Origin of the sequence: Mesorhizobium sp. M5C.F.Cr.IN.023.01.1.1, assembly GCF_003997585.1 — a bacterium.
In the GTDB taxonomy this organism is placed as follows: domain Bacteria; phylum Pseudomonadota; class Alphaproteobacteria; order Rhizobiales; family Rhizobiaceae; genus Mesorhizobium; species Mesorhizobium wenxiniae.
This window is the reverse complement of the sequence record NZ_RZSU01000023.1, coordinates 50,944-72,473: the sequence shown is the minus strand read 5'-3', so window position 1 is coordinate 72,473 and position 21,530 is coordinate 50,944. Positions and strand designations below refer to the sequence as shown.

Here is a 21,530-nt window from a genome sequence, read left to right as displayed (position 1 = left end):
GCGATGCGCCGTTCCGCGGCTTTCATCATGCTGACGCTGCTGGGCGCCTGCTCGACCGTCGACGATCTTGCACCGTCGCTGCCGAGCGCCCCGACCGTTGCGGTGCGCGCACCCCGTTTTGAGGACTCCGACCCCCATAAGTGGGAAAGCGGGGCGCCGTGGAGCTATGCCGTTCACGGCACCGACGTCTCGAAATACCAGACTTCGGTCGATTGGACGGCGGCCAGGGCCAGCGGCATTTCCTTCGTTTTCATCAAGGCGACGGAAGGCGGCGATCGCTTCGACGAGTATTTCAACGAGCATTGGAGCCGCACGAAAGCCTCACGAATCCCCCGCGCGGCCTATCATTTCTACTATTTTTGCACGCCGGCCGCCACGCAGGCGCGGTGGTTCATCAGGAACGTGCCCAAAGACCGTTCGGCGATGCCGCCGGTTCTCGACATGGAATGGAACCCGCAATCGCCGACCTGCAAGCTGCGGCCCGATGCGGCCACGGTGCGCAGCGAGATGAGCACATTCCTCGAAATCGTCGAAAAACACTATGGCAAGAAGCCGATCATCTACACCTCGATCGATTTCTTCGACGACAACGGCCTATCGGGCTTCCGTGGCTATCCCTACTGGCTGCGTTCGGTGGCCGGCCACCCGCGCAAGAGATACGGCAGCCACCCGTTCACCTTCTGGCAGTACACCGGAACCGGTATTGTGCCGGGCATCTCAGGGAAGGCCGATATCAACGTGTTCAACGGCAACGAAGCCGCCTGGAACAAATGGCTGCGGCAGAACACCCGTTGACAGCGGGCCTGCCGCCTGCTTTTCGACACAGCCAAATGAAGGATGCTTGCAACCGCTGGTGATCTTCTTGGGGGATGGCGATGCGATTGCGCTTGGAAACTCTCGCGGCGCTGCTTCTGGCCGCTACGGCGGCGCCGGCGGTGGCACAGCAATGCGGCGGCGATTTCGAGGCATGGAAGCAGGGTGTAGCGGCGGAGGCCAGGAACGCCGGGGTCGGCACTGCCGGCCTTGAGGCGCTGGAAAAGGCCACCGCCGACAAGAAGGTGCTGGCGCGCGACCGCGCCCAGGGCGTCTTTACCCAAACCTTCATCGAGTTCTCGAACCGGATGATTTCGGCATACCGGCTGAAGCAGGGCGCCGCCAATCTGAAAAAATACGCCGACGTCTTTGCCCGCGCTGATCAGGAATTCGGCATCCAGCCGCCGATCATCGCCGCCTTCTGGGCGCTGGAAACCGATTTCGGCGCCGTGCAGGGCGATTTCCACACGCTGAACGCACTGGTCACGCTCTCGCATGACTGCCGCCGCCCGCAACTCTTTCGCCCGCAGATCACGCCGCTGCTGACCCTCATCGATCGCGGCGTCGTGCCGGCCGATGTCACCGGCGCCTGGGCGGGGGAAATCGGCCAGACACAGATGCTGCCGTCCGACTATCTCGGCCGCGGCGTCGACGGCGACGGCGACGGTCTGGTCGACCTGCGCAGCAGCGCGCCGGATGTGATCATGACCACGGCCAACAAGATCATGTCGCGCGGCTGGAAACGCGACCAGCCCTGGATCGAGGAAGTCCGCGTGCCCGAGGACATGCCATGGGACCAGACCGGCCGCACCAACAAGCTGCCGCTGACGCAGTGGGCTCAGTGGGGTGTCACCAACCCTAACGGCACGCCACTTGTCGACAACGGCCTAAAGGCAGGCCTCGCGCTGCCCATGGGCCGCAAGGGGCCGGCCTTCCTCGTCTACGACAATTTTGACGTCTACCTCGAGTGGAACCAGTCCTTCACCTATGCGCTGACCGCGGCAAATCTCGCCGCGCGGCTGGCGGGTGCGCCACAATTCGATCCGCGCAATCCCGAACCCGGCCTCAACGGCGACCAGATGCGGGCATTGCAGGCAAAGCTCGAGGCCAAAGGCTATGACGTGGGAACGGTCGACGGCATCCTCGGCACCAATACCCGCGAGGCAATCCGCAAGGAGCAGATGCGGCTAGGCTTGCCGGTCGACGGGTGGCCGACACCGGAGTTGCTGGCGAAGCTTTAAAGCGGGTCATCGCCTGGCAAGCAGGAAGTCGATGATGACACGCAAGGCCGGCGGAACCTGCCGAGAGCTCGTATGATACAAGTAAAACCCCGGAAATCGGGGTGACCAGGCTTCGAGAAAACGGATGAGCTTGCCGGCTTCGATCCACGGCCGAACCTGGTAATCCAGCATGTAAGCCACGCCGACCCCATCCAGGGCCGCCCTGATCATCAGTTCCGTGTCGTTGACCGTCAAACCGCCGTTGACGGCTATTTCCAAAGCGCGTTGGCCTCGCGCGAACTCCCATCGATAGATGTTGCCGCTACCGGGCCACTGGAAATTGATGCATTGGTGATGATGCAGGTCCGCGGGATGGCGGGGTATGGGGTGGTCCTCGAGATAGCTGGGCGCTGCCACCGCGGCCATCTCCAACTCGTCGCCGAGTTTCACCGCCACCATGTCCTTATGCAGCCGCTCACCAAGCCTGATTCCGGCATCGAATCGCCCCTCGACAATATCGGTCAGCATGTCGTCGACGATTATGGTGAGGGCAATATCGGGATAGGCGCGGCGGAAATCGCCGAGGATCGGAGCGATGAAACGCATGGCGGCGATGCGTGGAACATTGATGCGCAGCGAACCTGCCGGTCGATCACGTGAGGCATGCACGTCAGCGACAGCGCCTTCCAGTTCGCTGAAAGCCGGCGCGAGGCGGGCAAACAGCGTTTCGCCTGCGACGGTCGGCGACACGCTGCGGGTTGTGCGATTGAGCAGCCGAACACCGACACGTTCTTCCAGCGCGCGTATCGTCTGGCTGAGCGCCGGCGGCGAAACCCTGAGCCTGGCTGCGGCCCGGATAAAGCTGCCTTCCTCGAGGATCGCTGCAAACGCCTTCAGCTCGGAAAACTCGGTTCCTCGCATTATGTACCTCCAGCTTAACGAGTTACTTAGATAATAGCCTATTATTTGATCAATAGCATGCTCCTAGCTTTCGTCAGATGGAACCGTCGCTCTATTGAAGCGGCCGCAACACCAGTCGAAAGGAATGCTTCATGTATCACTCGCTTGAAGGCAAAACCGCGCTCGTGACGGGCAGTTCGCGCGGCATCGGACGCGCCATCGCCGAGGGGCTTGCTGCAAACGGCGCGATCGTCGTCGTCAACTATATCGGTAACGAGAAAGCCGCCCAGGAAGCTGTCGCTGCCATTGAGAAGAATGGCGGAAAAGCTCTTGCCATTCAGGCCGATATCTCCAGCATTTCCGATATCCGCCGGCTGTTCGATGAAACCGAAAAGCAGATGGGAGCAATTGACATCGTTGTCGCCAATGTCGGCGTCGCCGTCATAAAGCCGCTGGTCGAGGCCACCGAAGCCGACTTCGACCACGTCTTCGGCGCCAACGCCAGAGGCACCTTCTTCACGCTTCAGGAAGCGGCGCGCCGCGTGCGCGACGGTGGCCGCATCATTGCCGTCTCTACCGGTGGAACCAAGATGTTCTTCACGCAGACGGCCCTTTATCTCGGCAGCAAAGGAGCCGTCGAGCAATTCGTCCGCGTTCTCTCGCGCGAGCTCGGGCCACGCGGCGTCACCGTGAATGCGCTTTCGCCAGGCTTTACCGACACCGACCTTCTGCCCGAGCGAGATCGCGCGATCGCCGCCGGCATGTCGCCCTTCGGCAGGATCGGAGCGCCGCGCGATGTTGCCGATGTCGCGGTTTTCCTCGCCTCCGACCAAGCCCGCTGGCTCACCGGCGAGAACATCCAGGCCGGCGGCGGAGTGGCCTGACCTACAAATGGCCTAGTCCGCCATCGTCTCCAAGCTGGCAAATCCTTCCGGCGCATCGCCCTCGTCGAACGGCGTCGTCACCTCGACGAAGGTATCGGGATAGAAGCCGTTGAACCGTGTCCTCAGCGACAGCGAATAGGCGCCGATATGGCCGATCTCGATCCAGTCACCGGTATCGACCGTTTCCGGCAGCCAGAATGGCCGCGACAGGATGTCGACGGAATCGCAGGTCGCGCCGCAGACCTTGAACGGCACAATGGTCTTCTCCTCGCCATTGCGCGAACGGATCGCCGGGTCTGGGATGAAGCGCGCCGGCAGCGTGATCTTGCCGGTCCATGAATCCGACAGAGACGCCCAGATGCCGTCATTGATGTAGAGCCGCTTGCCCTTGCGCAGCAGCACGCGCACGATCAGCGACAGGCAGCGCGCCACGATCACTCGGCCCGGCTCCGCCACCAGCGGCATCTGGTCGAACTGGTATTCCATCAGGTCGCCCGACAGCCGCGACATGATCTGGCCGAGCGACGGCATCTCGATCAGCTTGCGGTTGGGATCATGGCCATATTCGGCGGGAAAACCGCCGCCGACATCGAGCCCGGCAATGTCGAAGCTGACGCGGTTGCGCACCCAGTCGGCCGAGGCCAGCGCCCGCTCATAGGTGTCGGGATCCTCGATCTGGCTGCCGACATGAAAACACAGGCCGACCTTGTAGCCGGTCCGGTTCAGCCGTTCGGCCAGTTCGACCGCATTGGCCGGGCCGGCGCCAAACTTCTTCGACAGTTCGTAGGCGGCCGATCCTTTCGTCTGGATGCGCACGAACACGGTGATCGCACCCGGATCGATATCGAGCGCCCGCACCACGCGGGTCAGCTTGGTGATCTCGTCCTCGTGGTCGAGCGAGATGACCCGGATGCCATATTTCTCCAGCGCCAGCTTGATGTCCGACTGGGCCTTGATGGGATGCATGTAGAGCATCTCGGCGTCGGGCGAGACCGCGCGCACGGCGGCGAATTCGCCGGGCGAGGCCACGTCGAAAGCGCCGACGCCGGCCTCGACCAGCGCCTTCAGCACGATCTGCTCGCCGTTGGTCTTGACCGCATAGGCGGTCTTACCGGGAAACATGCCCATGAACTGCCTGGCGTCCGCCTTCAGCACCTGCGGGCGGAAGCAATAGATCGGATCGTCCGGGCGAAGCGCCAGCGCCGCTTCGCGCGCATTTTCGAATTGCTGCATCGACGAATCCCTTGGCTTGGACTGCGCACAATTAATCCAACCTATGCGGGAATGAAAACAGTTCTGTGTCTCGCACCCCTGACGCTGCGGCGCTACGGCAGATGATGGAACGCTAGGAGCCCGACTCTGTAATGGGCCCCGCCGAGGCGATCGGCGTCGGGAAGCATTTTGGCGTGGACGACAGAATGCCTGCGATCGGGTCGCTGTTGTGTGACATGGTCGCTCCGGTCAGGCCGGTTTCATCGTCCTTTGTGCCCCTGCAAGCTTGAGGAGATTGTGGACGGTGCACAGCATTGCCCACTCGGCGGCCTCGCAGCATGCCGACCAAGGATATGCGCAAAACGCAATGCTGAGGGCGCATCTGCCGTCGATTGCATGAAGGCCGTGAACGACCGATACCGCGGCACGGCTGCCATTCGCTGATCGAAGCGGCACCTTCGACGTTCGCGCCAGATCACCCCCTGCGCACAACGGGTCTGCCATAGACCTTCGCATTGCCTGACCGACGCTTCCGTTCAATGGCCGCCTGGGCGGATGCCGTGCAATTTCCTCCGCTGACGCCAGGTGGCCGTCATGGAGGCGCATGCCGACCCATGTGGACCAGTGGCGGAGGTGGCCGATACGGCCGTGGGTAAGGCGATCAACAGGAGACAAACATGAGCTTGGATAACATTTCACACCCCTCGATCCAGCACTGCGCCGACAGCCTGAACGCCAAGCACAGTAACGGTAGACCGGGGCCCGAATTGGTTCCGTCGCGCTACGCGCTGCAGGTCGGCGACATCGACGTGCTGGTGGTCAGCGATGGAGTGCTGCCGATACCAGCCCCGGTTATGGCATACAATGTCGACCCGGCCGTCCGGGCGGCCTGGCTGGACGACATGTTCCTGCCGCCGGACGTGCTCGAGTGGCCGCTGAACGTGGTCGTCGTACGCAGCGGCGGCCGGACCATACTCGTGGACGCCGGGCTGGGGATGGACCCGGACTTGCACTTGCCGAGGGCCGGGCGGTTGGTCTCGCGACTGGAGGCTGCCGGCATCGATCTCGCATCCGTCACCGACGTGGTGCTGACCCATATGCATATGGACCATATCGGCGGGCTGCTCATCGACGGGGTGAAGGACCGGCTGCGTCCGGATCTGCGGATTCACGTGGCGGCCGCCGAGCTCAAGTTCTGGGAGTCGCCCGATTTCTCCCGCGCCTCGATGCCAACGGGGTTCCCGGATGCGCTTCGACGGGCGGCCAAGCGGTTCGTGAACGAGTACCGCAGCCAGTTGCGGCCGTTTGAGACGCAGCACGAGGTGGCACCGGGGGTGGTCGTCAGGCTCACTGGCGGCCACACCCCCGGGCACAGCGTGGTCCGCCTGGCGTCCGGCGGCGACCGGCTGACCTTCGCCGGCGACGCCGTGTTCCAGGTCGGGTTCGACCAACCCGACTGGCACAACGGCTTCGAACACGACCCTGAGGAGGCGGCCCGCGTCCGCATCAATCTTTTGCGGGAGCTGGCAGCGACCCGTGAGCCGCTAGTGGCCACTCACCTGCCATTCCCGTCTATCTGCCATGTGGCGGTGGACGGCGATGTCTTTCGTTGCGTGCCGGCTGTCTGGGACTACTGACCCGCTTGTCGGGTCAGAGCCGTACCAGGTCGCCGTCGAGACTTATCGCGCCATGATCGTGTGCTCGTGCAATATTGCAATATGTTGAGCGATCGGGACGTCCGCTCCGCCGTCAAGGCGGAGCGGACATGCTCGATCCGCCAGGTCTATGGCTGTCTCGGCTGCAGCGCCCAGTGCGGCCGTTGCGCGCGCACCATCCGCCGCATCATTGACGAGGCGGTCGGCAGCGCCCGTGCAGCGCCATTGCCGTGTTGTTCTTCGTGCCCTGGCTGGATATGTCGAAGATGCGCTCGGCCGTCTACCGGCCCTGGTACAGGCGTTTTTTCTGGCTCTTTGCCATCAACGCCCTCTTCCTTGCTGGCTGGGGTCCAAGCCGGCGGAAGGCTGGTACATCCCCGCCATGCAGGTATCGACCCTCTACTACTTCGCGTTCTTTCTCCTCGTCATGCCGCTGCTGGGCGTGATCGAGACGCCGCGCCGGCTGCCGAACTCGATAACCGAAGCGATCCTGGAGAAAGGCTCGGATTAACACCGAAGGATCGCTTGCCCGGTTGCCGTGCTCCGAGGCGAGCATTGTGTGAGGATTTTCATGGATCCGGATACGGGCATGAGCTGGTGGAATGCTCCCCATCTCTACATGGTACTGGTCGGTCTCGCCGGCATAGCCGTTTGGCACGTCATTCCGCGGCGGCTCTCCACCACCAGGCTGATTGTCCAGATCGCATTCTTCCTTACCATGTCGGTCCTGCTGCTTGACGGGGCCGTGCTCCCCTACGAGCCGACACGGGGCAAAGAGACAACCGCGGGAGCAATCCTCATCGGGACCGCCAAGTTGCTGTGGTGGGTTCACCTCGCCTGGGCGCTGATCGGGTTTGTCCGCATCTATCTCGTGTTCGAGCGAAAGCCGCGTGAGGCGCGCCTTCTGCAGGACCTCGTCGTCGGCGGCGTCTACATTGGGATGCTGCTGTCGATCCTGGCCTTTGTCTTCGGTGCGCCGATCGGAACGCTGATCGCCACCTCGGGTGTCTTTGCCATCGTACTCGGACTGGCGCTCCAGAATACGTTGAGCGACGTTTTTTCGGGCATCGCGCTCAACCTCGGCCGACCTTATGTGCTTGGGGACTGGATCGTTCTCAGCGACGGAACCGAAGGGCGCGTTGTCGAGACCAACTGGCGATCGACCCACCTGCTCACCTTGGCCCACAACGTGGTGGCGCTGCCGAACAGCTTCCTCGCGAAGCTCGGGCTGACCAATGTCAGCAGCCCCGAGGAGAGCCATGGGCTGTCCGTCACGATAAGATTGGCGCCGACCAAGATGCCGGCGATCGTCGCGGACGTCATGAACGCGGCCTTACAAAGCAGCAACACAATACTGAGGGAGCCCCCACCGGTGGTCGCTATCAAAGCTCTGGATGCGACGGCGATCGAGGTCGATCTGTTTTTTCGCGTCGCAAATGTTGGCCAGCGAATTCCAGCGAAGAACGAAATCTTCGATCTTGTCTACCGTCATTCCAAGTCCGCGGGTTTGCGGCTGGCGACGCCACCCTCCTCTGCGATTCTCATGAATGACTTGCCGAGCGAAGAGACGGGAAATCTCCCGGAAGTCACGCCGATCAAGCTTATAAATGCCATACCAGTATTCTCGGCGTTGACGGACAACGAAAAAGAAGCCCTCGCGGCAACGGTTGCGGTGCGCACCTATCGCAAAGGCGATATCATAGCACGACAAGGAGAGATGCTGCCGTCCCTCATGATTGTTCGGACGGGCATCATTGTCCGAGAGCGCGGCGAAGGTGACGCCCATGCGCAGGAGATCGGCCACCTCGCTCCCGGCGACTTTTTCGGAGAGACGGGCCTGCTCGCGGGCATCGGCGAGACTTCGACCTTGCGCGCAATGAGCCACGTCGTGGTCTACGAGATTGACCAGCAAAGCTTCGCGCCCCTGCTGCTCGACCGGCCCGAAATGGCCGAAGATCTTGCGGCCGTCCTCTCAGGCAGGGTGTCTCTCGGCGATAGCAACGGCGCCGGACAAGAGCATACGAATTCGAAATTCGCGCTGCTCAAAGCCATGCAGACGATCTTTCACCCAGTACCGTTCCGGCGCGGTTTAAGCGCCGGCAGACCGGGCGCACATGAAGGGAGGTAGCCATGAGCATCCGACAAACCGGGGTCGGTGTCCAGTGAACCGGTGTGCGGTTTCAAGGTACGGCGCGTATTGCCAAGTATGGGCGAAATGGTCGGCCGCTTTGTGCTCTTTGACCCGATGGGGCCAGCCGTGTTCGATACGGCTGGGGCTTCGACATGGGACCGCATCCCATATGGCTTGGCGGCCGGCAAGGTACAAACCCTCCGACCTGGCGAGGTCAGTTGCGTGACGGCCGGTTCGGGGATCGTCCATTCCGAGCGGACGCCGCCGGAGGCTCGAGGCGTCCGGAGGCGATTTTTTTGGCATTCAGGCCTGGGTTGCCTTTCCTTGCAGGCATGAGGAAGCCGCCGCCGATTTCAACTCGGTCGTGTGAGGACACTATATTGAGGAGCATTTTCGGGTCGATTGCATTGAGGACGAGGGCGAGCCATACGGCGGTATATGTCTCGCTGCAGTTTTCGCCGGATTGATCGTCACAGCAGTTATCGAGACCGGTGAAGGGAGACACTGACAGCCGATGCCGGTCAGCCGTGCGCTCCCTGCCAATCTAGGGCGCGCTGCCTGGGAACGTCGGCGCGGCCTTACCCCGGCAGTGCGTTCGATCGATGCCGGGACCCCTACCCGTTCGCCGACCACCGGCTACAACTGCCACTCCCGGATGCATCGTCCTAGACTTTCGGATCGCCTGACCGAGCCGTCCGTCGAATATTTTCGCGCGCCAAGTGGGCGCATTCTCCTCGGACGACCCGCCGCACAGGAGAAGACACTTGCACAAGATCATCAAAGCTCTGGCCCTTGTTTACGCATGTTGCGTGTCGGACAGCGCGACAGCGCAGGCCGCGGACCATCAGGCAAAACCGACGATCGTGCTGGTGCACGGGGCCTTTGCTGAATCGTCGAGCTGGAACGACGTCATCGCCGAGCTTAACAGGGACGGTTTCCGGACCATCGCTGCGGCCAACCCACTTCGCGGCGTTGCAAGCGATGCGGCCACCGTATCGGCCGTCATCGGATCCATCGGCGGACCGGTCGTCCTGGTAGGCCATTCTTATGGCGGTCCGGTCATCACCGAGGCAGCCAACGGAAAGGACAATGTGAAAGCGCTGGTCTATGTGGCCGGATTCGCCCCGGACAAAGGCGAGTCCAGTCTCACGCTTTCAGGAAAGTTCCCAGGCAGCACGCTTGGCGAGGCGCTCCTGCCGGTGGCGCGGCCGGATGGAGGACAGGATCTCTACATCCAGCCGGAAAAGTTTCACGAGCAGTTCGCGGCCGACTTGCCGGCAGCGCAGGCCAGCCTGATGGCGGCGACACAGCGCCCGGTGGCTGACGCCGCCCTGGCAGAGCCCTCCGGCGCGCCTGCTTGGAAGACAATTCCGTCCTACGCTGTCTACGGCTCGGCGGATCGGAATATCCCGCCGGCACTCATGAAGTTCATGGCCGAGCGCGCGCATTCGGTGAAGACCATCGTCGTCGAGGGCGGGTCGCACGCGCTGATGGTCTCGCATCCAGAAGCGGTCGCCTTGCTCATAGAGGAAGCCGCATCGGCGCAGTGACGAAACCGGCGCTCGCGCCGGCCGCGACCCGGGCTACGCCGGCCGACCCTGGAGAATCTGTGGTTCGGCCGCTTCCAACCTCGAATCGGCGGTCGTGAAGTCCATAGGCCAGCGGGGGGCTGCGAAAACCACATTCGATGAGGCGTGTCCCGCGCCTTGACGGTCCAGCGTGCGACCGAGGCGTCGGCGGCATTCCAAGCAGATCATTTCGAAGTCAGAACAGGAGAATGACATGAAAATCGTAATCATCGGTGGCACCGGACTTATCGGCTCCAAGACCGTCACAAGGCTGAGCGTGAAGGGCCAGGAGGTATTGGCGGCGTCGCCAAGTGGCGGCGTCAACACCTTCACCGGTGAAGGATTGGATAAGGCTCTTGCCGGGGCGGAGGTTGTCATCGACCTCGCCAATTCACCTTCGTTCGAGGACAAGGCCGTTCTCGAATTCTTCGAAACAGCCGGAAAGAACCTGCTCGCGGCGGAGAAGGTTGCCGGCGTGAAACACCACATTGCGCTCTCGATCGTCGGGGCGGAGCACCTGCCCCGCAGCGGCTATCTGCGCGCCAAGATGGCTCAGGAGAAGCTGATCAGGGAGTCGGGAATCCCCTACACGATCGTTCACTCGACGCAGTTCTTCGAGTTCCTTGGCGGCATAGCACAGTCGGCAACCGTCGGCGACACGGTCTCGGTATCGTCGGCCTACTTCCAGCCCATCGCCTCCGACGACGTAGCAGATGTCATGGCTGACGTGGCGCTCTCCCAGCCGATTAACGGCGTGATGGAGATCGGCGGCCCCGAGCCGTTCCGCATGAACGAGCTGGTCGCGCGTTTTCTGCAGCTCGCCAACGATCCCAGGAAGGTGATCGGCGATCCTCATGCGCTCTATTTCGGGACCGAGCTAGATGACCGCTCGCTTGTCCCGGGCGCGGGCGCCCGCATCGGTTCGACGTCGTTCGAAGACTGGTTCGAGCACGCCCCGCCTCGGCGAAGCGGTGTTGCGGCATAACGGCGTCATCTGAAGAGAACTCGCAAGGAAAAACGACGATGGACCACGAGCTGCCCTTTGCGCCTCAGGCAAGTCGCCGGGCCCTCCTCCTCGGCGCGGCGGCCGCCGGCATTGCAACCGGCCTGCCCAAATACGCGCTCGCGCAAGGGACAGCCGGCCAGGAGTCGAACCCATCCATCGCTCAAGAAGGATCGAATGATATGAGCACTGTCACTACCAAGGACGGCACCGAGATCTACTACAAGGACTGGGGCCCGAAGGACGCCCAACCGATCGTCTTCCACCACGGCTGGCCGCTTAGCGCCGACGACTGGGACACGCAGATGCTTTTCTTCGTCGGGCATGGATATCGCACCATCGCCCATGACCGGCGCGGGCACGGCCGTTCCGCGCAGGTGAGCGAAGGTCACGATATGGATCACTATGCCGCCGACGCGGCGGCGGTGGTCGAGCATCTCGGCCTGAGGGACGCAATCCATATCGGCCACTCGACCGGCGGCGGCGAAGCCGCTCATTACGTCGCCCGCCACGGCAACGAACGCACCGCGAAGCTCGTCCTCATCGGCGCGGTGCCGCCAATCATGGTGAAGACGCCGGCCAATCCTGGTGGCATTCCGATCGAAGTGTTCGACGGGCTGCGCAAGTCGCTTGCCGACAACCGCGCGCAGTTCTACCTCGATTTCCCGTCGGGCCCCTTCTACGGCTTCAACCGGCCGGGCGCGGAAGCGATCCAGGGCGTCATCCAGAACTGGTGGCGGCAAGGCATGATGGGCAGCGCCAAGGCGCACTATGACGGCATCAAGGCCTTCTCGGAAACCGATTTCTCCGACGACCTCAAGATCATCGACGTGCCGACACTCGTCATGCACGGTACGGACGATCAGATCGTGCCCATTGCCGATTCCGCGCCGTTATCGGCAAAGCTTCTGAAGAACGGCACGCTCAAGATCTATGAAGGCTTTCCGCACGGGATGTGTACCACTCATGCCGATGTGGTGAACGCCGACTTGCTCACCTTCATCAGGTCCTAGGCTCGAGCTGCACCCCCCTCGAGCGCGAGCCAGATCGCCGGCCGCCTCCCCTCCGGCCGGCGATCCCCCTTTCGATCCCCATCGCAAACAGGAGCCAAGACAATGATCAGGACCATTCTTTGCAGCGCAGCTCTCGCCCTCATCGCGACAGGAGCGCTGGCCGAAGATTCGGCGACTGACAAGGCCGCGGAGATCAGCAAAAACGTGAGGCTCGTCTACGACCAGCCGCTGCCAAACGTCCCCGACAAGAGCATGAGAGGTGTGGTCGTCGAATATGAGCCAGGCGGCAATTCGCCCGCGCATCTCCATCCCAAGTCCGCCTTCATCTACGCGACGGTCCTTGAAGGGGCGATCAAGAGCAAGGTGAATGATGGACCTGAAGTCACCTATCGCGCCGGCGAAAGCTGGTCTGAGTTCCCCGGTGACCGTCATGCCGTCAGCGCCAACGCCAGTGCGACCGAACGCGCCCGGCTGCTGGCCGTGTTCGTCGTCGATACCGACGAGACGGAACTGGTGATCCCGTTCGACGAGTGAAGCGAGCCCCTGCCTCGGCGCCGGTTTTTCGAAGCACACCGGCGCCGATGGGAAGCTCAGGAGACATGAGCGATGTTCGTTGAGAAGCTGCGCACATTGACGTCGTCACGCCTGGCCGTGGTCGCCAGGGATGCCACCGTGCACGACGCGGCACTGTCGCTTTCCAAGCCAGGCATCGGGTTGGTCGTGGTTTGCGACGCGACCGGAGGCCTGGACGGCGTCCTCAGCAAATCCGACCTCATCCGCCATCTCAGCAGCCCGGCCCCCTCGCCGCCGCCGGCATCGGCATTGATGAGCAGGCCCGTCATCACGTGCGGTCCAAAGGACGACGTTCACGACGTCTGGCAGACCATGGCGGCGCGGAACCTGCAGAATGTCCCTGTTATCGGTGACGCTGCCCAGCCCCTCGGCATCCTGGATATACGCGACGCGATGAAAACGCTGTTCGAGGAAGAAGAACTCCAGGAGCGGATGCTGTTCAACTACATCACGGGCATTGGCTATCGCTAGGCGCCGCCCAACCAAACCAACCAAGGTAATGGATATGAAACTGTACTATAGCCCTTTCGCCTGCAGCCTCGCGGACCATATCGCCCTATGCGAAGCGGGGGCGACGTTTGAGCTCGAGAGCGTGGATCTCAAGACGAAGCGGACAGCTTCAGGAGCCGACTTCCACGACGTTACGCCGAAGGGCTACGTCCCGGTCCTAGTGCTCGGCAATGGAGAGGTCCTAACCGAAAACATCGCCATTCTCGACTGGCTCGCCACGAAATATCCGACGCTTGGCGCTTCGGGAGAACTGGGACGGACACGGCTTCTCGAAGCGCTGGCCTTCATCTCCACCGAGGTACATCGCGCCTTCAAACCGATGTGGCACGCCGAGAACGATATTCAGAAGGCGCAAGCCAAACAGACCATTTCCAGGCTGCTCGACGAACTGGCGGACAGCCAAGCGGGAGACTTCCTGTTCGGTGCAACGCCGAGCGTCGCCGACTTCTATCTGTTCGTGATGCTCTTATGGGCTGAACGGTTCGACGTGCGCGCTCCCGAACCGTTCGTCGCATTGCGCCGCCGGATGGCGAGCCGCCCCGCTGTGCAAGACGCCTTGCGCGAAGAGGGGATCTTCAACCTGGTCGAAGCAGGCGTTTCGTACGCATAGGAATCAAAACCATGCCGTTCAACGACAAAGTCGCAATCGTAACCGGCGGGAGCTCGGGCATAGGTCGCGCAGCGGCACTCGCTCTCGCGCGACAAGGCGCGAAAGTTCTGATCACCGGGCGCCACTCGAAGAGCTTGAAGGAGGCGGCTGCACTGCACAAGGGCATCATAAGCCTCGTCGCCGATGTCGCAGCCCCGGGCGATGCGCCTGACACGATCGCGAAGGCAATCGATAGCTGGGGCCGGCTGGATATCCTGATCAACAATGCGGGCGCCGGCGCGCTTCTGCCGCTAAGTGACGCAACCGCCGAACGCATCAACACCATCTTTGCGGTGAACGTGATCGGCCCAAGCCTGCTTGCGGCGGCGGCGCTCCCGCATCTCGAAGCAACGAAAGGTGTGATCGTCAACATATCCAGCACGTTTGGCCACAAGCCAGGCGCCGACCTGTCGCACTACGCGGCCAGCAAGGCGGCGCTGGAGCATCTGACGCGCTGCTGGGCGCTGGAACTCGCGCCGCAGGGCATAAGGGTCAATGCTGTCGCAGCCGGCCCGACTGAATCGGGCGCGCTCACAGGCATGATGGGCCTCTCTCCGGAAAATGCCGCGGTGATCGAGGAGGCGGAACGCGAACAGATACCGCTCAAGCGCCGCGGCACTCCGGATGACGTTGCCCGATGGATCGTCCAGCTCGCGAATCCGGCTTCGGATTGGGTGACCGGACAGGTCATTACCGTCGACGGAGGCCTAGCGCTCACCTGAAGCGAACGGCCTCCCCAATCACAAGGAACTCTGCCCATGCACGGAATCGTCAGTCGAATGTTCGCAGGGGTCCTCGTCCCCGATACGACGCTCGTGCGCCAAGCTCTCGATCACGCGCGCAACAGCTGCGAGCCGTATCTGTTCAACCATGTGGTTCGTTCGTGGCTCTTTGCCGTGCGGATCGGACAGATCCGAAATATCAGTCACGATCCCGAAGTGGTCGCGGTGGGCACCCTGCTGCACGACGTCACGCTCAACGAGCGCTTTAACGGCCCGCGCCGCTTCGAGGTCGAGGGAGCCGATCTGGCCAGGACCTTTGCGCGGCAGGGCGGAGTCGACGAGCGCCGGGCTCAGTTGATCTGGGACAGCGTCGCGCTCAATTCGACGCCGTCGATCGGGCTCTACAAGGAGGCGGAGGTTGCCCTTTGCACAGCCGGCATTTGCCTGGACGTGGTCGGTCTTCAGTATGACACTATTCCACCCCGCGAGATCGCGGGGATCGTCGAGGAATTTCCCCGGCTCGACATGAAGCGGCGCATGACACGATGCTTTTGCCATATCGCCGAGAATGTGCCCGAGACGACCTACGACAACTTTATTCGCGACTTCGGCAACCGTTTTGTCTTCGGCTATGGGGATAAGGTTACATCCTCAGACGATCTGGTTGCAAACGCGCCCTTCGATGAGTGAAACCGGCGGCCAAGCGCCCCTGGCCGGGGCGCTGCCGCACGTCGCCGTAACGGGACTACGCCTGACCCAGCTCGCGCATTGCCGCCGGCAGCGTCTCCCATGCGCGGATCAGCTCGCCGATGGATGCGGCCTCCATCTTGCGCATGACGTTGCCGCGGTGCAGTTTCACCGTCACCTCACTGATGCCGAGATCGAAGGCGATCTGCTTGTTGAGGCGTCCCCGCGCAACTTGATGCAGAACCTCGCGCTCGCGTGGCGTCAGCGTCTCGAGGCGTTCGAGGTTGCGTTTGACGACCGCGGACGCGGCCCGGCGCGCGGCGTCCATGGCAACGCCTGCAATTACAGCGTCAAGCAGCGTCTGGTCACGCACTGGCTTCGTCAGAAAGTCCACCGCACCGGCCTTCATCGCCTGCACGGTCATGGGAATGTCGCCATGCCCCGTCAGGAAGATGATCGGCTTGGGGTTGCCGGTTTGGGCCAGATGGCGCTGGAGGTCGAGGCCGCTCGATCCCGGCATTCGCACATCGAGGATCAGGCAACCGGAGCTGTCCAGTACGTCGGCATTGAGCAATTCGCGCGTCGAGCTGAAACAGACAGGCTGGAATCCAGCGGAAAGTATCAATTCGGACAGCGCCTCCTGAACAGACGCATCGTCATCCACAATGATGACGAGTGGCTGCTCCGCTTCGCTCCTCCGATGCGACGACGACGGAGCCGATCTCCGTAAGTGCGGCTGCTCAACCCTCATGCTCGCCTCCATTTTTCGATTTGCGTAAGACATTGCCGATGGCTGCCAACATGACCTGCGCATCGAAGGGCTTACGGAAGCATCCGCTGACGCCCTGGACTCTGTCCGCATCTGTGATCTCGTCGCGTCCGGTGATCAGGAACGTCGGCAGGTCCGGACGCACCCTCTTCACCAGATCAAAAAGCTCGAAGCCGTCCATGCCGGGCATCCCAATGTCGGTGATGAGAACGTCAAGGCCGGATAGCCCGCTGATGAGCAATGATCGCGCTGACGAGAAGCTGCGGGCCGCATACCCGGCCGACTCCAGTAGATCCTCCAGCGACTCGAGCAGCCTTGGATCGTCGTCGACAACCGCAACAACTGGTCTTCCCTTGGTCACGCCCGGCCCCCCCGCGCCCGGCGCGAGTGTGTGACTGGTATCTCCAGCCGCTCCGCGATCCTCACGAGATCAGCCAGCGACGCCGCCGCCATTTTCTGCATCACGTTCCTTCTATGGATTTCCAGCGTGACTTCGCTGATCCCCAGTTCGGCGGCAGCCTGCTTGTTGAGAAGACCGCTCACCACCAGCGGCAGCACCTCGCGTTCGCGTGGCGTCAGCTCGAGATAGCGTCGCCTCAGCACGCTTAGTTCAGCGCGCGCCGATCTCCTTTCCCGATCCTCGGCTATCGCCGTATGGATTGCAGACATAAGATCGGCATCGCTGAAGGGCTTGGTGAGAAAGTCCACGGCGCCATGCTTGATCGCCTGGACAGATGACGGAATGTCGCCGTGCCCTGTTATGAAAACGATCGGCGGATGATCTCCCTTCGCAATCTGCCTCTGCAGATCGAGGCCGTTTATGTCGGGCAGCTCGACATCGAGGATGAGGCATGCCGGGGCGTCCGGTTTGTCCGCACTGATGTATTCGCCGGCCGATCCGAACGCTGCGGCGCGAATGCCGTGCGAATCGAGCAACTCGCTCAGTGCTTCCCGTAGGCGCGCATCGTCGTCCACGATGAAGACGATATGGTCATCCGTGGTCATGGCGCCGCTTTCGTTTCAATAGGCAAGGTGAAGACGAACGTCGCTCCCTGCGGTTCGTTCTTCTCCGCCCACAGGCGTCCGCCATGCGATTCGACGATCGAACGGCTGATCGCGAGCCCCATGCCCATTCCGTTCCCCTTCGTCGTGAAGAACGGCTCAAATATCTTGTCGGGAAACGCGACCCCCGGGCCGCGATCACTGATCTCCGTTTGGACCACATCGCCCACGCGGCCGACCCTCACCCCAAGAACCCGATCACCCGCAATGGAGTCCATCGCATCCATGCCGTTTCGAATGAGGTTCACCAGAACCTGCTGGATGTGTACGCGGTCGAGGGCGAGAAGCGGCAAGCTGCTTCCGACATCGACATCCAGGCGAACGCGCCGCCGCGCAGCCTCCTCGGCCATAAGATCGCGCGCCTCGGCTATGATGCTACCGAGCATCGTGCGATTCCTCGGCTCCACGGATTGCCTGAACAAGGCGCGGATTCGACTGACAACTTCCGCTGCCGAGTTGGCGTCCCGGATGATGCGCTCGGCGGTGATTTTCGCGCGATCGAGGTTTGGGGGTTCGGCCGAAAGCCAGCGGTGGCATGCACTGGAGTTGGCGACGATCGCCGCCAGTGGTTGGTTCACCTCATGCGCGATGGACGCCGAGAGCTCGGCAAGGCTGGCTGCCTGGCTCGCACGCGCTAAACTTGCTTGCGCCAGACGCAGCTCTTCCTGCGCGCGAACCTCCCCATCGATGTCGATGGAAATTGCGTACCATTGCACGATCGCACCGCTTTGGTCCCGCACCGGCTCCCCGCGGCCGTCGACCCAGCGATACGCGCCATCCGCATGACGCATACGGTACCTCATGGAGTAGGGCTCCCCGATGGCTAGGGAACGGTGAACCGTGTCGAGCAGGAGAGGTGCATCGTCGGGATGGACGAGGGTCTGTATGGCTGCCGCCAGCCGGCTCATGTCAGGCTTGTCCAGTTGGGCCAGGTCGTACAAGCCGAAGAAGTCGAGCAAACGCTTGTTGAAGAAGGTCGGCTCGCCTTTCGGCGTCAGACGCCTGATATGGACGGGAACCATGTTCACGAGCTGCGAGAGCTCGCGCTCCCTATCGCGCAAGGCTTCCTGCGCACGCACCTCATCGTCGATGTCGAGGGAAACGCCGTACCATTCCGCGACCTCACCCTCTTCGTTACGCCGAGGCTCTACCCTGCATTCCGCCCAGCGGTACGCACCGTGCTCTTCGCGCCAACGAAATCGCATCGTGGACATGCCACCGGTTTCGAAGCAATTCCGTAGGGTGTTCTGTACCTCGGGAACATCTTCGGGATGGATCAGCTCCTGCAGCAGTTGCTCGATACGCGGCTCCTCGAGAGCTTCGAAATCCGCGATGACGGAGCGGAAATGGTCCTGGTAACGCTTGTTGAAGTAGACCGGCCCGCCCGTAGGCTTTGCGCTCCAGATGCGGACCGGCACGGCGTCGATCGTCTCCCGCAACTGCCGCTCGCTGCGCCGTAGCGCCTGTTCGGCGTGCATCTGGTCGTCAATGTCGTGACAGAGGCCGTACCACTGGACGATGCGCCCGTCCTGATCCCTCATCGGCGCGGCGCGGCTCGACATCCAGCGGTAGACCCCGTCGAGACGGCGTAAGCGGTACCGCATCGCAAAGACCTCGCCGGTGGCGAGACAGTGGTGCAGCGTGTCCGAGAACGCTGCTCTGTCGTCCGGATGGACGCTGGCCTCTATCATTGCCGTCAAGCGGCTCATGCCCGGCTTGATCGTATCCGCCACGTCCAGGCCGAGAAAATCGACCATGCGCTTGTTGAAGAAAATCGGCTCGCCGTCAGGCGTTAGACGCCAGACGTGGCTCGGAACCATATCGACGAGCTGCGAGAGCTCCCGTTCGCGGTCTCGCGATGTGGCCAGCGCCAGCTGATGCTGCCGGGATATGGCGGCCACGATAAGGGCCGAAAATGCCGAGATCGCCAGGAAAAGCTGCAGCATGACCTGCCTTTGTCTCTGGGACTCGGGATCGCCGACAAACTGGCTGTCACCGGATATCGTGAGTGCCATCGTGATCAGGGCGAGCAGCGTCAAGGCGACGGCGGCGCCTCTGAACTCGAAGCGCGCCGCGGCCCAAAGAAGGGGCGGCATGATGATGTAGGGGGTGGGCAGATAGACGTCGCTCAAGGAAAGCGGGCCGACCCCCAGGAAGATCAGACCCAGGACGCCGGCTTCCACCCGCTGCGCGGGAGAGAGTTGGGTTTTGCTGCGCCAATACTGGATCACGACCAGTGCCGGTGGCGCTACGAGCAGGATGCCGGTGGCGTCCCCAATCCAAAACAGCGGCCATACCGCCGTGAAGGTTTGCGATTCCACACCAAACCACGCAAGCGTCGCGCTTCCGACCGTCGCGCTGACGAGCGGCGCAACTCCCGCGCCTAGTACGACGAATGCGAGGACTTCCTGCAAAGTTTCAAGCCGAACCGGACGCCCGCATGCCCGGATCACAAGCGTTGCGCCGACAGCTGCGCCAAGGGCGTTGCCGACAAAGATCAGAAAGCCCGCAGGCAGCGGACTGTGGAACCACACGAACTGCGCGAACATCTCCGCCAGGCAACCCGCCAGTATCCACCACGGCCAACTGTAAGGAGAGGTGAGGATGAGCGTCGCGATGAAAACGCCGCCCGGAGGCCAAATGGAAACCGTTATTCCGGGGACGATTGCGAGCGCCTGGGCGAAACCGCAGCCCAAGACATATGCCACAAAAAATAGTCCCAGATGAAGAACTTGCGGGCGCGACCAGACGGGCATCATCGGTTTCTCCTGCCGGGCAAAGAAGGGCTGGGGATTGTCGACGCTGCGTGTAGCACGTCTCCGCGATATCTGGGCCGGTGAACTCATGATCTCGGCTGGCGAACTCATGGCCCACTCTACTTCGGCACCCCTCCGGCTGCACCTCATGGAAATCCATGAGGCGTGGCCGAAGCGTACCTGGCCTAGCCCACTGATCTGGTTTCGGGTGGCCCTTGCCATCAAAAGGAATATGGCCTGAACAGACGCCTGATTGACTTGGCATTCAGGGCCATCTGGGAGGACCATACATGGCGGTCACAACGACGACGGCAATGCGCGGCCCCATGGCCCTGAAAGACTGGGCACAGCTTCTGTTGCTCGGTGCGATCTGGGGTGGCTCGTTCTTCTTTGCCCGCATTGCGGTTGCCGAGATTCCGCCGCTGGTGCTGGTGCTGTTTCGCGTCACGATCGCGGCGCTGGCGCTGCATCTCTATCTCGGCCTGCGCGGTCCGTCGTTCCGCCTCGCCTTGCCGCATGCCGGTCTGTTCTTCCTGCTGGCGCTCGTCAACAACGTCATTCCCTTCTCGCTGATCTTCGCCGGCCAGACTGAACTTGGCGCCGGTGTCGCCTCGGTGCTCAACTCGACGACGCCGTTCTGGACGTTGATCCTCGCCAACGCGCTGACATCAGATGAAAAACTCTCCTGGAACAAGCTTGCCGGGATCGCGCTCGGCATCGTCGGCACGGCGGTGATGATCGGTCCCGGCCTGCTTGCCGGGCTGGGCGGACCGGTCTGGGCGAAATTCGCGCTGGTCGGTGCGTCGCTGTCCTATGCGGTCGCCCTGATGATTGCCCGCCGCTTCAAGGGCGTGCCGTCACCGGTCATCGCCACGGGACAATTGACCGCCTCGACCATCATCATGATTCCGATCATGCTGCTTAGCCACGGCACTGCCAACCTGTTTTCGGCCTCGCCGCCGGTCTGGGCAGCGGTGTTGGCGCTGGCCCTGCTGTCCACCGCCTTCGCCTACATCCTCTATTTCAACCTCGTCGCCTCGGCCGGTGCCACCAACGCCTCGCTGGTCACGCTGATCGTGCCGGCCAGTGCCATCCTGCTCGGCTTTCTGTTCCTGGGCGAACGGCTCGAATTGTTCGAGCTCGGCGGTATGGCACTGATCGCGCTCGGCCTCGTCACCATCGACGGCCGCCTGTTCGGCCGCCAGCGTTAGAGCTTCGTATTGGACGCGCAAACGACGCTCTAACTCGTTGAATCTTCGCATCGACCCGAAAATCGATTCCGATTTTCGCCGGCGGTAGCGCTGCCATAATCCATCGCTGCCCCAGCTTCGTCACATTTTATGCACAGGTCCGAAGCGGGATTTTGCCGAAGAGATTCAATGCCTAACGGCAAAGAGCCGGTC

20 protein-coding genes and 2 pseudogenes are annotated in these 21,530 nt (G+C 62.3%); 16 read left to right on the top strand and 6 right to left on the bottom strand.

Going from position 1 to position 21,530, the window contains the following annotated elements; all coding sequences use genetic code 11:
• The first annotated feature begins 3 nt into the window (after positions 1–3).
• Positions 4–795, top strand: coding sequence for a GH25 family lysozyme (locus EOA78_RS12340; protein ID WP_127315351.1), 792 nt, complete (start codon positions 4–6; stop codon positions 793–795).
• An 80-nt stretch (positions 796–875) separates the two neighbouring features.
• Positions 876–2,054 carry a lytic murein transglycosylase gene (locus tag EOA78_RS12335; RefSeq protein ID WP_127315350.1) on the top strand — a complete coding sequence of 393 codons (1,179 nt, stop codon included), beginning with the start codon at positions 876–878 and terminating at the stop codon, positions 2,052–2,054.
• 6 nt (positions 2,055–2,060) lie between these two features.
• Here EOA78_RS12335 and EOA78_RS12330 read toward each other — a convergent pair whose 3' ends face one another.
• Positions 2,061–2,954 (bottom strand): LysR family transcriptional regulator, encoded by an 894-nt coding sequence (locus EOA78_RS12330; RefSeq protein WP_127315349.1) that lies wholly within the window; start codon positions 2,952–2,954, stop codon positions 2,061–2,063.
• 131 nt (positions 2,955–3,085) lie between these two features.
• Here EOA78_RS12330 and EOA78_RS12325 point away from each other — a divergent pair, with 131 nt between their 5' ends.
• Positions 3,086–3,817, top strand: a complete 732-nt coding sequence (locus EOA78_RS12325) for an SDR family oxidoreductase (RefSeq protein WP_127315348.1) — start codon at positions 3,086–3,088, stop codon at positions 3,815–3,817.
• A 12-nt stretch (positions 3,818–3,829) separates the two neighbouring features.
• Here EOA78_RS12325 and EOA78_RS12320 read toward each other — a convergent pair whose 3' ends face one another.
• A complete protein-coding gene (locus EOA78_RS12320) occupies positions 3,830–5,050 on the bottom strand; it encodes an alanine racemase (RefSeq protein ID WP_127315347.1) in 1,221 nt (406 codons plus the stop codon).
• Between the two features lie 656 nt (positions 5,051–5,706).
• Here EOA78_RS12320 and EOA78_RS12315 point away from each other — a divergent pair.
• The 12 genes and pseudogenes from EOA78_RS12315 (at position 5,707) to EOA78_RS12255 (ending at position 15,543) form a co-directional block, all read left to right on the top strand.
• The gene (locus tag EOA78_RS12315) at positions 5,707–6,666 is read left to right on the top strand and encodes an MBL fold metallo-hydrolase (protein ID WP_127315346.1); all 960 of its coding nucleotides are present in this window, start codon (positions 5,707–5,709) and stop codon (positions 6,664–6,666) included.
• A gap of 60 nt (positions 6,667–6,726) precedes the next feature.
• Positions 6,727–6,891: pseudogene (locus tag EOA78_RS37025) on the top strand ((2Fe-2S)-binding protein); the annotation flags it as partial.
• A 14-nt stretch (positions 6,892–6,905) separates the two neighbouring features.
• A pseudogene (locus tag EOA78_RS12305) lies at positions 6,906–7,195 on the top strand (cytochrome b); the annotation flags it as partial.
• A 78-nt stretch (positions 7,196–7,273) separates the two neighbouring features.
• Complete coding sequence (locus EOA78_RS12300) at positions 7,274–8,812, top strand: mechanosensitive ion channel family protein (RefSeq protein WP_127315356.1); 1,539 nt, start codon at positions 7,274–7,276, stop codon at positions 8,810–8,812.
• A 767-nt stretch (positions 8,813–9,579) separates the two neighbouring features.
• The gene (locus EOA78_RS12290; protein WP_127315345.1) at positions 9,580–10,365 is read left to right on the top strand and encodes an alpha/beta hydrolase; all 786 of its coding nucleotides are present in this window, start codon (positions 9,580–9,582) and stop codon (positions 10,363–10,365) included.
• A 232-nt stretch (positions 10,366–10,597) separates the two neighbouring features.
• A complete protein-coding gene (locus EOA78_RS12285) occupies positions 10,598–11,368 on the top strand; it encodes an SDR family oxidoreductase (protein WP_127315344.1) in 771 nt (256 codons plus the stop codon).
• Positions 11,369–11,568: 200 nt separating this feature from the next.
• Entirely contained in the window at positions 11,569–12,399 is an 831-nt protein-coding gene (locus EOA78_RS12280) for an alpha/beta hydrolase (RefSeq protein WP_127315343.1), read from the top strand.
• A gap of 102 nt (positions 12,400–12,501) precedes the next feature.
• Complete coding sequence (locus EOA78_RS12275) at positions 12,502–12,933, top strand: cupin domain-containing protein (protein ID WP_127315342.1); 432 nt, start codon at positions 12,502–12,504, stop codon at positions 12,931–12,933.
• Positions 12,934–13,005: 72 nt separating this feature from the next.
• Positions 13,006–13,443, top strand: coding sequence for a CBS domain-containing protein (locus EOA78_RS12270; RefSeq protein WP_127315341.1), 438 nt, complete (start codon positions 13,006–13,008; stop codon positions 13,441–13,443).
• 34 nt (positions 13,444–13,477) lie between these two features.
• Positions 13,478–14,092 (top strand): glutathione S-transferase C-terminal domain-containing protein, encoded by a 615-nt coding sequence (locus EOA78_RS12265; protein ID WP_127315340.1) that lies wholly within the window; start codon positions 13,478–13,480, stop codon positions 14,090–14,092.
• Between the two features lie 11 nt (positions 14,093–14,103).
• Entirely contained in the window at positions 14,104–14,853 is a 750-nt protein-coding gene (locus tag EOA78_RS12260; protein ID WP_127315339.1) for an SDR family oxidoreductase, read from the top strand.
• A 36-nt stretch (positions 14,854–14,889) separates the two neighbouring features.
• Positions 14,890–15,543, top strand: coding sequence for a hypothetical protein (locus EOA78_RS12255; protein WP_127315338.1), 654 nt, complete (start codon positions 14,890–14,892; stop codon positions 15,541–15,543).
• 55 nt (positions 15,544–15,598) lie between these two features.
• Here the strand turns inward: EOA78_RS12255 and EOA78_RS12250 are convergent, their stop codons facing one another.
• The 4 genes from EOA78_RS12250 to EOA78_RS12235 are packed head-to-tail and all read right to left on the bottom strand — an operon-like array spanning position 15,599 to position 20,130.
• Complete coding sequence (locus tag EOA78_RS12250; RefSeq protein WP_127315337.1) at positions 15,599–16,291, bottom strand: response regulator transcription factor; 693 nt, start codon at positions 16,289–16,291, stop codon at positions 15,599–15,601.
• Positions 16,281–16,670, bottom strand: a complete 390-nt coding sequence (locus tag EOA78_RS12245) for a response regulator (RefSeq protein WP_127315336.1) — start codon at positions 16,668–16,670, stop codon at positions 16,281–16,283. The genes EOA78_RS12250 and EOA78_RS12245 overlap by 11 nt, the downstream gene beginning before the upstream one ends.
• On the bottom strand, positions 16,667–17,314 hold the full coding sequence (locus tag EOA78_RS12240) for a response regulator (protein WP_127315335.1): 648 nt from the start codon (positions 17,312–17,314) through the stop codon (positions 16,667–16,669). The genes EOA78_RS12245 and EOA78_RS12240 overlap by 4 nt, the downstream gene beginning before the upstream one ends.
• Positions 17,311–20,130, bottom strand: coding sequence for an MASE1 domain-containing protein (locus EOA78_RS12235; RefSeq protein ID WP_127315334.1), 2,820 nt, complete (start codon positions 20,128–20,130; stop codon positions 17,311–17,313). Before EOA78_RS12235 ends, EOA78_RS12240 begins: the two co-directional genes overlap by 4 nt.
• A 287-nt stretch (positions 20,131–20,417) precedes the next feature.
• Here EOA78_RS12235 and EOA78_RS12230 point away from each other — a divergent pair, with 287 nt between their 5' ends.
• On the top strand, positions 20,418–21,338 hold the full coding sequence (locus EOA78_RS12230) for a DMT family transporter (protein WP_127315333.1): 921 nt from the start codon (positions 20,418–20,420) through the stop codon (positions 21,336–21,338).
• Positions 21,339–21,530: the final 192 nt, after the last annotated feature.